At 50.7% G+C, this 12199-nt stretch carries 12 protein-coding genes and 1 pseudogene; 5 read left to right on the plus strand and 8 right to left on the minus strand.

Annotated features, from left to right (window positions below; all coding sequences use genetic code 11):
• Together nifJ and ompC are read left to right on the plus strand one after the other, a co-directional pair.
• Complete coding sequence (gene nifJ, locus V1572_RS15165; protein WP_395299337.1) at positions 1 to 3525, plus strand: pyruvate:ferredoxin (flavodoxin) oxidoreductase; 3525 nt, start codon at positions 1 to 3, stop codon at positions 3523 to 3525.
• Between the two features lie 388 nt (positions 3526 to 3913).
• Positions 3914 to 5023 (plus strand): porin OmpC, encoded by a 1110-nt coding sequence (gene ompC / locus V1572_RS15170; RefSeq protein WP_045908842.1) that lies wholly within the window; start codon positions 3914 to 3916, stop codon positions 5021 to 5023.
• A gap of 337 nt (positions 5024 to 5360) precedes the next feature.
• Here the strand turns inward: ompC and V1572_RS15175 are convergent, their stop codons facing one another.
• From V1572_RS15175 to V1572_RS15210, 8 genes are all read right to left on the minus strand, one after another.
• Positions 5361 to 5438, minus strand: coding sequence for a hypothetical protein (locus tag V1572_RS15175; protein WP_223239581.1), 78 nt, complete (start codon positions 5436 to 5438; stop codon positions 5361 to 5363).
• Between the two features lie 68 nt (positions 5439 to 5506).
• Complete coding sequence (locus V1572_RS15180) at positions 5507 to 5929, minus strand: GFA family protein (protein ID WP_045908843.1); 423 nt, start codon at positions 5927 to 5929, stop codon at positions 5507 to 5509.
• A gap of 3 nt (positions 5930 to 5932) precedes the next feature.
• A complete protein-coding gene (locus tag V1572_RS15185; RefSeq protein ID WP_023616678.1) occupies positions 5933 to 6130 on the minus strand; it encodes a hypothetical protein in 198 nt (65 codons plus the stop codon).
• 89 nt (positions 6131 to 6219) lie between these two features.
• Entirely contained in the window at positions 6220 to 7251 is a 1032-nt protein-coding gene (locus tag V1572_RS15190) for a methyltransferase (RefSeq protein ID WP_196352180.1), read from the minus strand.
• A 258-nt stretch (positions 7252 to 7509) separates the two neighbouring features.
• On the minus strand, positions 7510 to 7959 hold the full coding sequence (locus tag V1572_RS15195) for a hypothetical protein (protein ID WP_111966586.1): 450 nt from the start codon (positions 7957 to 7959) through the stop codon (positions 7510 to 7512).
• Between the two features lie 152 nt (positions 7960 to 8111).
• Positions 8112 to 8552: a VOC family protein gene (locus V1572_RS15200; protein ID WP_045908846.1), complete on the minus strand. Its 441-nt coding sequence runs from the start codon at positions 8550 to 8552 to the stop codon at positions 8112 to 8114.
• 72 nt (positions 8553 to 8624) lie between these two features.
• Positions 8625 to 8969 carry a DUF1294 domain-containing protein gene (locus V1572_RS15205; protein WP_196346425.1) on the minus strand — a complete coding sequence of 115 codons (345 nt, stop codon included), beginning with the start codon at positions 8967 to 8969 and terminating at the stop codon, positions 8625 to 8627.
• A gap of 439 nt (positions 8970 to 9408) precedes the next feature.
• Complete coding sequence (locus V1572_RS15210; protein ID WP_395299338.1) at positions 9409 to 10932, minus strand: EAL domain-containing protein; 1524 nt, start codon at positions 10930 to 10932, stop codon at positions 9409 to 9411.
• A 405-nt stretch (positions 10933 to 11337) separates the two neighbouring features.
• Between V1572_RS15210 and V1572_RS15215 the strand changes: the two genes are divergently transcribed.
• From V1572_RS15215 to V1572_RS15225, 3 genes and pseudogenes are all read left to right on the plus strand, one after another.
• Entirely contained in the window at positions 11338 to 11640 is a 303-nt protein-coding gene (locus V1572_RS15215; RefSeq protein WP_395299339.1) for a hypothetical protein, read from the plus strand.
• Entirely contained in the window at positions 11634 to 12044 is a 411-nt protein-coding gene (locus tag V1572_RS15220; RefSeq protein ID WP_395299340.1) for an ASCH domain-containing protein, read from the plus strand. Before V1572_RS15215 ends, V1572_RS15220 begins: the two co-directional genes overlap by 7 nt.
• Positions 12045 to 12082: 38 nt before the next feature.
• Positions 12083 to 12172, plus strand: a pseudogene (locus V1572_RS15225) (hypothetical protein); the annotation flags it as partial.
• Positions 12173 to 12199 lie beyond the last annotated feature (27 nt).

The raw sequence follows: 12199 nt of genomic DNA on the forward strand, positions 1-12199 counted from the left end.
ATGCAAACTATTGACGGTAATGGTGCAGTTGCCTCAGTCGCGTTTCGCACCAGTGAAGTTATCGCCATCTACCCGATTACGCCAAGTTCTACCATGGCTGAGCAGGCAGACGCCTGGGCGGGTAACGGGTTAAAAAACGTCTGGGGCGATGTCCCGAGAGTGGTTGAGATGCAGTCTGAAGCCGGTGCGATTGCCACGGTGCACGGCGCGCTTCAGACCGGCGCGCTTTCCACGTCTTTCACCTCTTCTCAGGGATTGTTGTTAATGATCCCGACGCTGTACAAACTCGCCGGGCAACTGACCCCCTTCGTTCTGCACGTCGCGGCGCGGACCGTCGCCACCCACGCGCTCTCTATCTTTGGCGATCATTCAGACGTGATGGCCGTGCGCCAGACCGGCTGCGCGATGCTGTGCGCCAGCAGCGTTCAGGAAGCCCAGGACTTTGCCTTAATTTCGCATATCGCCACGCTCAAAAGCCGGGTGCCGTTTATTCATTTCTTTGACGGTTTCCGCACCTCTCACGAAATTAACAAAATCGTCCCGCTGGCTGACGAGACAATCCTGAATCTCCTCCCGCAGGCGGATATCGACGCGCATCGCGCCCGCGCCCTGAATCCGGAACACCCGGTGATTCGCGGCACGTCGGCGAACCCGGATACCTATTTCCAGTCCCGTGAGGCCACGAACCCGTGGTACAACGCGGTTTACGACCATGTTGAACAGGCGATGAATGACTTTGCCGCCGCGACCGGTCGGGAATACAAACCCTTTGAGTATTATGGCCATCCGCAGGCGGAACGGGTCATTGTGTTGATGGGCTCTGCCATTGGCACCTGCGAGGAAGTTGTTGACGAGCTGCTGACGCGCGGCGAAAAGGTTGGCGTGCTTAAAGTGCGTCTCTATCGGCCGTTCTCGGCGAAACATCTGATTTCGGCACTGCCGGAGAGCGCGCGTACCGTTGCGGTGCTCGATCGCACCAAAGAGCCGGGCGCCCAGGCGGAGCCGCTGTATCTGGATGTGATGACGGCCCTGGCCGAAGCCTTTAATCATGGCGAACGTGAAACACTGCCGCGCGTGATCGGAGGGCGGTATGGTTTGTCCTCCAAAGAGTTCGGACCGGACTGCGTGCTGGCGGTATTCAACGAGCTCAGCGAAGCGAAGCCCAAGCCGCGCTTTACCGTCGGCATTTATGATGATGTGACCAATCTGTCCCTGTCGTTGCCGGAAAACACCCTGCCCTCAACCGCCAAACTCGAGGCGCTGTTCTATGGTCTGGGCAGTGACGGCAGCGTCTCTGCGACCAAAAACAACATCAAAATCATCGGGAACTCCACGCCGTGGTACGCCCAGGGGTACTTCGTCTATGACTCCAAGAAAGCCGGCGGTCTGACTGTTTCCCATCTGCGGGTGAGCGAACAGCCCATCCGCTCTGCGTATCTTATTTCTCAGGCTGATTTTGTTGGCTGTCACCAGCTGCAGTTTATCGATAAATACCAGATGGCCGAGCGCCTGAAGCCTGGCGGTATTTTCCTCCTGAATACGCCATACAGCGCAGATGAGGTCTGGTCGCGCCTGCCGCAGGAAGTGCAGGCGGTGCTGAACCAGAAAAAAGCCCGTTTCTTTGTGGTGAACGCGGCGAAAATTGCCCGCGAATGTGGCCTTGCCGCGCGTATCAATACCGTTATGCAGATGGCCTTCTTCCATCTGACGAATATCCTGCCGGGCGACAGCGCGCTGGCGGAACTGCAGGGCGCGATTGCCAAAAGTTATAGCAGCAAGGGCCAGGAGCTGGTCGAACGTAACTGGCAGGCGCTGGCGCTGGCGCGCGAGTCGCTGTTCGAGGTGCCTCTGCAGCCGGTCAATGCCGCAAGCCCGAACCGCCCTCCAGTCGTGTCCGATGCGGCGCCTGATTTCGTGAAGACCGTGACGGCGGCGATGCTGGCCGGGCTGGGTGATGCCCTGCCCGTCTCTGCGCTGCCGCCAGATGGCACCTGGCCGATGGGCACCACCCGCTGGGAAAAACGAAACATCGCCGAAGCGATCCCCATCTGGAAGGAAGAGCTGTGTACCCAGTGCAACCACTGCGTGGCAGCCTGCCCGCACTCTGCCATTCGCGCCAAAGTGGTGTCACCGGAAGAGATGGAGGCCGCGCCGGCCAGCCTGCATTCGCTGGATGTGAAATCGCGCGATATGCGCGGACAGAAATACGTTCTGCAGGTCGCGCCGGAAGATTGCACCGGCTGTAACCTGTGCGTCGAGGTCTGTCCGGCGAAAGACAGGCAGAACCCGGAGATCAAAGCCATCAATATGATGTCGCGTCTGGAGCATGTTGAAGAGGAGAAGGTCAATTATGACTTCTTCCTGAATCTGCCGGAAATCGATCGCAGCAAACTGGAACGCATTGATATTCGCACTTCACAGCTGATCACGCCGCTGTTTGAATACTCCGGCGCCTGCTCAGGCTGCGGTGAAACGCCGTATATCAAGCTGCTTACCCAGCTATACGGTGACAGGATGCTGATTGCCAACGCTACCGGCTGCTCATCTATCTATGGCGGTAACCTGCCCTCCACGCCGTACACCACTGACGCCAACGGTCGCGGTCCTGCGTGGGCAAACTCGCTGTTCGAGGACAACGCCGAATTTGGCCTGGGCTTCCGCCTGACCGTTGACCAGCACCGCGCACGCGTGATGCGCCTGCTGGAACAGTTTGCCGGGCAGATCCCCGCCGGGCTAAATGACGCGCTTCACGCGGACGCGACGCCAGAGGTACGTCGTGAGCAGGTTGCTGAGCTACGTCAGGCGCTTCAGGGCGTGGCGGGCGCTGAACAGCTGCTGACCGACGCGGACGCGCTGGTTGAAAAATCAATCTGGCTGATTGGCGGTGACGGCTGGGCTTACGATATCGGCTTCGGTGGACTGGATCACGTGTTGAGCCTGACCGAAAACGTCAATATCCTGGTTCTGGATACGCAGTGTTATTCCAACACCGGTGGCCAGGCGTCGAAAGCGACGCCGCTTGGCGCTGTGACGAAATTCGGTGAACACGGCAAACGCAAGGCACGTAAAGATCTCGGCGTGAGCATGATGATGTACGGTCACGTTTACGTCGCACAAATCTCGCTGGGTGCCCAGCTTAACCAGACGGTGAAGGCTATCCAGGAAGCGGAAGCGTATCCAGGCCCGTCGCTGATCATTGCCTACAGCCCGTGTGAAGAGCATGGTTACGACCTGGCACTCAGCCACGATCAAATGCGACAGCTGACCGCGACCGGCTTCTGGCCGCTGTACCGGTTCGACCCGCGCCGTGCGGACGAAGGTAAGTTACCACTGGCGCTGGATTCACGTCCGCCGTCAGATGCCCTGGCCGAGACGTTGATGCAGGAACAACGCTTCCGTCGCCTTAACGCGCAGCAACCGGAAGTGGCCGAACAGCTATGGAAAGACGCCGCGGCCGATCTGCAAAAACGGTATGATTTCCTGGCGCAGCTGGCGGGTAAAGCCGAAAAATCGACCAGCGACTAGTTTCTCAGCCCGGCGTGTCCGGGCTTTTTTTTGCCATAAAAAAACCCGGTGTGAATACACCGGGCGAATCCAGATAATCATTAAATATCTATTTAATTTCCTAAATAATATTTACGCGAATTATGGATAAATAATCTTAAAGGCATATAACGCCGCCAAGAATAGCTTACTTAACGCCTGATTAATAATTTTAATTTTATATACTTTGCATTAAGACATTCATCAAACCAATGACTATTACCGTTGATTTATTCGGTTTAGATTTTACTTAGTTCGTAACAATTATAATTTATTACTCTTACTCAGGAGTGATTTAGCATGAGACAACTTTCTCATTCAGGAAGTTCAACAGGTAATTAAATAAAAACAACCGCAAAGGAATATCATAATGCAAAGAAAAGTACTGGCCCTGATGATTCCGGCTCTGTTAATGGCTGGCGCAACTCATGCAGCAGAGATTTATAATAAAGACGGTAACAAATTAGATCTGTACGGAAAAGTAGATGGTCTGCACTATTTCTCCGACGATAAAGGCGCTGACGGGGATCAAACCTACATGCGTCTGGGCTTCAAAGGCGAAACCCAGATCAACGACATGATGACCGGCTACGCGCAGTGGGAGTACAACATTCAGGCTAATAACACCGAAGGGTCTGATAACCAGTCCTGGACGCGTCTGGCCTTCGCCGGTATCAAAGTGGGTGATTATGGCTCGTTTGATTATGGTCGTAACTACGGTGTTCTGTACGACGTGGAAGGCTGGACCGATATGCTGCCTGAGTTCGGCGGGGACTCCTACACCAAAGCCGATAACTTCATGACCGGCCGTGCCAACGGCGTGGCCACCTACCGTAACACCGACTTCTATGGTCTGGTGCAGGGTCTGAACTTTGCGCTGCAGTATCAGGGCAAAAATGAAGATGCCAGCAACAATCAGGAAGGCACCAACAACGGTCGCGACACGCGTCACGAGAACGGTGACGGCTTCGGTATTTCTACCACCTATGACTTCGGCATGGGGATTACCGCAGGTGCAGCCTATACCTCTTCTGACCGTACCAACGAGCAGGTGATGAATACCACTGCGGGCGGCGATAAAGCGGATGCCTGGACTGCGGGCCTGAAATATGACGCCAATAATATCTACCTGGCGGCAATGTACTCTGAAACCCGCAATATGACGCCTTACGGTGATAACACCGACGCCGTGGCCAACAAAACCCAGAACTTCGAAGTGACCGCACAGTACCAGTTCGACTTCGGCCTGCGCCCGTCCCTTTCCTACCTGCAGTCTAAAGGTAAGGACCTCGGCAACGGCCAGGGCGACCAGGATCTGGTTAAATACGCTGACATCGGCGCGACCTACTACTTCAACAAAAACATGTCCACCTACGTTGATTACAAAATCAACCTGCTGGATGAAGATGACAGCTTCTACAAAAACAACGGCATCGGCACGGATGATGTCGTGGCACTGGGCCTGGTTTACCAGTTCTGATTGCCAGAGCCCGCATGATGATGCGGGCTCCCCCCTTTTTGACGCTCGTCACAAAAAACAGGTTCAGGAATCGTGTGGTTGAGGGTAAGTTGAGGGAAAGCTGGTTAAACTCAGGTGATAACCTTTTCATCACCAGGGATAACAGCGTTGTTTGGTCGTGTATCCGTTGCCGTACTTACTCTTTTAGCGCTTATCTGGATAGCGTTAATTTTTGATTTTGCTGATATTGTCGGTCATCTGGGCGCGGTGTTGAACCACCTCGATGGCGTTTAATATTGCTCCCGCGGAAATAAAAAGCCACCAGCAGTGCCGGTGGCGGGTAAACGCGCAGTTCGCGTTATTTTTTCACGGGTTGAGGCTTTTTATCACCTGATTCAGGGGCCTCACGCGGATCGTCTTTTTCAACACAGAGCATAATTTCTCCTGTTTCAGATAACCACCCTCCACTATAGCCAGGCTGATTACAGAGTGGCCAGGCGGCAATTACGCCTCAACTGCCCCTTTCTTGCGAAAAGAGAGGTAGCCAAACACCCCACTGTCTCCATCCGAGGGATGGTTTACCCCGTCCATTACCGTCACTTCAGGGAAATCGAACGGTGAGACGTTTTCGAAGCAGGCAACGTTCACGCCGTATTCGTTTGGATTGGAACGCCGCTGATGGAACGTGTAGATCCCGCACACCGAGCAGAAGAAGTGCCGTGCCGTCCCCGTGTTAAAGCGATACTCCGTAAGCTTATCCTCACCTTTGGTCACGGTAATCCCTGACAGCGGCGCAGAGACGACGACCGCGCCCCGCATGCGACAAAAGGAACAGCTGCAGCGCCGCGCGGTATTCAGGCCATCCGTGAGCGCAACGGTAAAGGCCACCGCACCGCAATGGCACTGCGCATTACGACATTCAGCCATAGGCTATACCCCTTTTCTCACCAGCTCGGCGGCTTTGACGAAAACCTCGTCTTCTACACCATCGCCTTTTTGCCTGCCGAGCCTGACCAGTTCATCGACAATACTGTTGCGATGGATCGGTTTCTGCGCTGAAACCAGCCCAATGACGGCGGCCCCAATCGCCAGCCCCACTAAACCTGTTTGTTCGTCTTTGTTCATCATGCTCATGCTCCTGATACAACAGACAAGCGTAGCAGGAATCCGGTAAAACGGAATGAGGACACTCGCTTTGTGAATATAATTTACGTAGTTCAGACAGGTACGACTTCTAAAATCGACAGATACGAACGGGTGTCTATTATAGTGTTTAGCTTCAGACTGGTCTTTTCAAACAAGGTCTGATACTCAGACTCCGTTCTTGCCCGCCCTCCATCAAAGCTTGTTAAAAGAAGAAGGTCAATTTCAAATCGTCCCTGCTCATTATTTTCTTTTTTTATAAGTGGTTCAAAAATTAATAATCGGGAATTTTCTTTCATTGCATTTCTACACGATTGAAGTATCTGAACCGCTTTCTCATCAGGCCAGTCCATCAAAATATATTTAAGCAGGTAAATATCCGCTACAGGACAGGCTTCAAAAAAGTCACCCTCAACTGCCTTCCATCGACGATTGTCATTTAACAGGTACAGTCGATTCCGCTCAAGCACGTCTTTTTGATCGAACAGGATCCCTGTTAAGGTCGGATTTCGGCGTAAAACAGCCAGCAATAAATTACCCAGCCCACCGGCAATATCGGCAACGATAGCATTTTGAGGAAACGAATAGCTATCGGCTATGACTTCATTCTCTACGGATGACATAGAGGCCATACCCGCATGAAAAATGTTGCTGTCAGTCATCGTGTCATCATGCTGCCAGTAGTCGTAAAAAGGCTTGCCAAACAAATCATTAAAAACAGGTTTGCCTTGCAATATCTCATCCATTTTAGCCGCTGGCTGCCAGAATGTTGGGTCTGTCAGCATGAGCACCGCCGCACGCAATGAAAATTCATGCTCAGAACACAGGAACTGTGCTGAATGGCTAAGGCTGTATTCAGCTTCGGACAGTTCGTTGAATACTCCACGAGAGGATAATACGCGCATGATCCGATGAAGATAGTCGCCATCGACATTAAGCTCCTCCGCCAGTTGCGTAACGGATTTTTTTCCTTCAACCAGACGATCTGCAACGCCTAATACTGCGACAGCCCGAAGTGCTGCCTGCCAGACAAAACCCATGCTTTGCTCTAACAAACACATTCCTTCTTTACGGCTTAGCAAATCCAGACTATTAGGATGTGACATTTTCTACTCCTTACCAATAAAGATGTGCTGAACAACTAAAACGCCGTTAGCAAGCGTAAGTCTGGTAGCGAGCTTTATCCATAATGTCAGTAAGGATTATTTGTGCGGTTTCGTACCGTTTAGCATACAGTCCATTTCAATACGTAAAAAAACAGGGCCACTTACTCCATATTTTGATTAATAACACCATGACACTATTATTTCATAAATGATTACCATGATAGAAATAATACCTGTCGTGAGACAGACATTTCATCGTCAGAATCTCGGTGCCAGCCCGTATTTTGGCGTTTTGATATTTGCCGCCCAAATTTTGATATCGTTTTGCAGGAGAATAGTGAAATCAGATTTCAAATGCGTCACCATGCCATTGACGCTGTCCGCATCCACAACTGAAAAATGTTCAATTCTGTTCTTCCCTATCTGAACACAAGCATATTTGGCGGGAAGCACTGTACCATTCACATTGAGTGGCAGCTTATTCTCACCACAGCGCCCTTCCGTAATATATGACACCAGCAAATTAGCGGATTTCCTCCCGGGCTGGGATACGCTCACCATGACGGGATAACCTTCCGAGGTCTGCGTCATATCATAAAGCACCGCATTTTTCATATACCAGGTATTATATTCCCGCTCCTGAAAAGCGGACCAGGCAGGCGCAGAAAAAAGCGCCAGCACTGCCAGCATAATAGATACTATTTTCATGGGATGTTATCGTCCGTGGTGTTGCACGTATTATTCAGATTGTGCAAAAAACAGCAACAACTTAAGAATAGTCCTACTACTATTGGCAGTGATGGAGGATCAATTAACGACGCGCGACGCGGTCTGTTTCCTGTTGCTAACGTATCTTCGCTTTATTTATTCCGACTGGCCGTTCGGATCGCTTCCAGACCGACGCGCTGTCCGAATGACAGCTCTAACGTATTTCCATCGGGATCGGCAAAAAAGACATAGTATCCGACGGGGTCGCCTACATTCTCAGGCGCCTTCCTTAGCACACCTTCAGCGGTGGCCATCGCGGTTTTTCTGTCAATTTCTTCGCGGGTCGCGCAGGCAATTCCCAGATGCCCGAAACTGCCCAGCGGCGTATCGGTCACGGTATCGGCCTGTACAAGAACCAGTGCAAAAGGACGGGTATGGTCGCTAAGCCATGCGACTTTTCTTGCATCAGGCATGTCGGGTTCACGTAAATGAATGACCTCCATACCGGCATAGCGACGATAGAAGGCAATACTCTTTTCCAGGTCCCTGACCATAAACGCGACATGAGTGAAACCTACATCAATGTCTTTCATTTTAAGATGTTACTCCTTTATCAACGTAGTGCTGACATCTTAAAAGCTCAAGTTAACTTGATGTCAATACGCTCATAAAGAAGAAACAGGCGAGAAATGGTAAACCGCCGCCATCACGGCAATGCTAACGACAATGCTTAAGAAAAAGTAGGTTTTAAAGGGCTGCTTTTGCGTTTTATGGCGAAAGAGCTGCTGGCCCACAATCGCGCCAGGCCAGCCGCCGGTTACGCCAAATACCAGCAGCGTGGCTTCCGGTACCCTGCGCATACCCTTACGCGCTGCCTGTTTATCGGCGCCATACATAGCCATCGTCAGCACATTGATCAGCAGAAACCACATAGCCAAAGGGTTAGAGGCAAAAAGGCTGCCGATTGCAGCAAAGATCAGGAGTAAATAACAAAAGCGATTGAGGGTCATAGCACCAGCCACCGGGTTGTTTAGCAATTACGAAGCCGCATTATACCCCATCTTGCTGACGCATCTTCAAGCCAGGTTAATATGTAAGCATGACTGCATCGTCATTTCGCAGTCAGCATTTTTTTCTTAAAAAATTATCCGGAAACGCCTCACGTCCAAAACACACCGCCAGAGCAGTTGCTTAACAAGTTAAACATGATTGCATCTATTATTCAGCCGTGAAGTCGGTAATATTGACCAGGATCAACTTTAAAATTTCACCTTAGACACTTCATTCTTTTTTAGTATGTAATCTCTACAGCAAAGGTTGAAAACAATTAAATTGACCACAAAGCACTCAGATAACAAAATAGCACCGTAGTTAAAACAATAACGGTCTGCATTTTATTTGGGGGATGATGCCCCCCTTTTTTTCTTTATCGCAATTCCGGGGAAAACCTCACTCCACCCTCACTTTAACCTTTGGCTTCGACAAAAGGATTTTTATCAACTCCTTAAAAGGAACAGGTTTGTAGAAGAAGTAGCCCTGTAAAAACGTGATGTTATTGCGGATGAGATAATCAAGCTGTTGCTGGGTTTCAACCCCTTCCGCCACAATACGGATTGACAGTTTTTTTGCCAGTTCCAGTACCGAATCCAGGATCAGGGTGGAATCCTCATTGGCATTCACTCTGGCAACAAAGCTTTGGTCGATTTTGATGTAATCAATATGCAGGTCCTGCAGGTAGGACAGGCCAGAATAGCCCGTTCCAAAATCATCCAGCGCAATTGCAAATCCGTTGTTATGCAGCTCATTCAGGGTCTTAACGAGATGTTCATCTACGTGGAGGGGCTCGCGCTCGGTCACCTCAACGACAAGGTTAAGATCCTGTTGCACAAAGCTGCGCTTGTAATTTAGACACTCTTCAAAAAAGGTAGAGGCCACGATATGAGATGCACTGAAGTTAATTCCTACATGGAATCCTTCCGGCAGCAGTGTAGAAATTGAGTTCATCTGCATTGCAACCTGACGCATTAAGCTTTGGGTTAATGGAATAATTAACCCTGATTTTTCAGCAAGAGGAATAAACGACGAGGGAGAAATAAACCCTGATTGCGGATGCTTCCATCTGGCCAGCACCTCGACACCGCGCAAGGTGCCCTCTCTGCCGCTCACGACGGGTTGGTAATAGGGAATAATTTCATTTCTGTAGATGGCGGTGCGCAGCGAATCTTCAGGCGATATATCCTTAGAGAGATAGCGTTGCAGAAGATAAGCAGGAAGAGAGGAAATGAGCAGCAGAAATAACAGCACCCCACCGGCCTGGTCGAATAATCTCGTCAGGCTAAAAAGAGGCGGAGCGTTAAATTGAATCGCGAAGGGATAATCAGCGTCTTTTACCGTCAGTACATCTTTGTTTGCATGGGGTGCCGTCAATACATCGCCGGATGGGCCTAAACGACGATTGCCGACTTGCAGTGAATACGCCACGCCACGTAATGGCATATTCAGCGCATCCCGGATATGGCTGTCGCTGATGCTCACCATGATTCGGCTTCCGGCATGGTTTGTCTGGTATAAGAGAACCGGCAGGCCGTTGACCGTACTTTTCGATGGAACAAGGAGCAATGATGCCTGAGGCAGCGCTGAGCTGTTAACCAACAACACGCGATTTCCCGGTAAAGAGGAGCACCAGACCGCATCTTGTTTCAGAATAACGATCGTTCTCAGATGGGGTTGTAATGCCGCTTCAGTACCGAGCCGATACTGCCCTTCAGCATCACACTCATTCTCAGCAAGCTGCATTGCTATATGGGTCGCATGACGAGCTTCTTTAAGAATGACGTTCATGTTTCGCACGACATAGTGCGCCCCTGCAAGGCTGTCAGCCCGTGCAGAATACCAAACCTGTAAATTGATGATAAAAACGCCCAGCATAAAAATTGCCGTGGCTGCAGCTAAGGAGACAGGTGCATGGCGCATTCAGAGTTCTCGACTCGAGTGACGTTGCCGCTTCGGTGATGCTGAAGTGATTGAATTGTCTTCGTCTTAAGCATGGTTGATAAAGAAAGAAATACCATGTCATGCGTCAGAAATTTTCCCGCAAACCAGCCTCCATCGTTGCACCTTCTCAAATGGGGAAATAAAAAGGCCGCCGAACGGCAGCCCTGGTTGATACGTGCTTATTAGTACTGCTTTATTGTCTTGACCGGCGTTCTTTCTGACCAGTCAGGCCGCTCGCCTGCCATGATTGCGCGCTGTTGTGATGGCGTCACAGACTGCGTTATTTCAGGCATCGATTTGTATTCAGGTTGCTGAGGTGGGCTGAGAACCAGATCGGCGCTACAGCCTGACAGTAGCAACGCCACCAGTAGCGATGAATTAAGCTTGAACACGTTAACCCCTTCCAATGGGATAAAAGTTACAGAAAAAGCGTGGTGTCGGTTCTATCCCGGTGACTTTTCTTTGTTATACAACATCACGCGCCTGGCTACCGGCAACAGATTCACCACACAGATAACCCCACAAGGATATATTTACTCGTGCAATAAGCGCAACGCCTTGTTTTCCTGCCCACCAGTGAAAAAAGGTGTCAGTAAAGCAGAGTACGCTTCTGGTATCGACGATGTTTATGCTAAAACCGCTGGTATGTTTCTTTTGATAAAAGCTATGAGGGAAGTTGAATGGTGACGGTTGAGGAATTAAAAATGAAATACCCGGGCGCGCAGGCCTGGCAAATGGGTGACAGCCCGGAACTGGCGAACGAACTAGCGGACCTGATTAAAAAAGGGCTCAAAACGGCCACCTGCGGATCTTTTGCCTCGTACTTGCAGGATGTATCTGCTCCGCGGATGGGGAGCTATAACATCATTCTTGATGGCCAGAATGTCCCGGTCTGTGTGATCCGGCTGGTTTCCATGCGACTGGTGCGTTTTTGCGATGTTAATGAGGAATTCGCTCGTAAAGAGGGTGAAGGTGATTTAAGCCTTGGATACTGGCAGACGGAGCATCAGCGATTTTTCTTCCGCGAAGGCCATTTTTCTGAAGATATGGAACTGGTCGCAGAAGAATTTGAATTGGTTGAGGTGCTGTAAGCGGAGATAAAGTGGCAGAGGTGTATCTGTTACTTAGCTACCCTTTATCACGTATCGGCGCCAGATTTCACGCAGCAGTAAAACGTGCTGGCATTCGCCGCCGGAATCCGTACCATACGCGGCATACAATTTTTGCCCCTGCTGGCTCCGAAGGT

It is taken from the genome of Enterobacter quasiroggenkampii, from assembly GCF_043972695.1.
Classification (GTDB): Bacteria; Pseudomonadota; Gammaproteobacteria; order Enterobacterales; family Enterobacteriaceae; genus Enterobacter; species Enterobacter quasiroggenkampii.

Bases quoted from the DNA above. Each gene is read 5' to 3' on its own strand.
- nifJ (WP_395299337.1), top strand. From the start codon at position 1: ATGCAAACTATTGACGGTAATGGTGCAGTTGCCTCAGTCGCGTTTCGC.
- ompC (WP_045908842.1), top strand. From the start codon at position 3,914: ATGCAAAGAAAAGTACTGGCCCTGATGATTCCGGCTCTGTTAATGGCT.
- V1572_RS15175 (WP_223239581.1), bottom strand. From the start codon at position 5,438: ATGCTCTGTGTTGAAAAAGACGATCCGCGTGAGGCCCCTGAATCAGGT.
- V1572_RS15180 (WP_045908843.1), bottom strand. From the start codon at position 5,929: ATGGCTGAATGTCGTAATGCGCAGTGCCATTGCGGTGCGGTGGCCTTT.
- V1572_RS15185 (WP_023616678.1), bottom strand. From the start codon at position 6,130: ATGATGAACAAAGACGAACAAACAGGTTTAGTGGGGCTGGCGATTGGG.
- V1572_RS15190 (WP_196352180.1), bottom strand. From the start codon at position 7,251: ATGTCACATCCTAATAGTCTGGATTTGCTAAGCCGTAAAGAAGGAATG.
- V1572_RS15195 (WP_111966586.1), bottom strand. From the start codon at position 7,959: ATGAAAATAGTATCTATTATGCTGGCAGTGCTGGCGCTTTTTTCTGCG.
- V1572_RS15200 (WP_045908846.1), bottom strand. From the start codon at position 8,552: ATGAAAGACATTGATGTAGGTTTCACTCATGTCGCGTTTATGGTCAGG.
- V1572_RS15205 (WP_196346425.1), bottom strand. From the start codon at position 8,969: ATGACCCTCAATCGCTTTTGTTATTTACTCCTGATCTTTGCTGCAATC.
- V1572_RS15210 (WP_395299338.1), bottom strand. From the start codon at position 10,932: ATGCGCCATGCACCTGTCTCCTTAGCTGCAGCCACGGCAATTTTTATG.
- V1572_RS15220 (WP_395299340.1), top strand. From the start codon at position 11,634: ATGGTGACGGTTGAGGAATTAAAAATGAAATACCCGGGCGCGCAGGCC.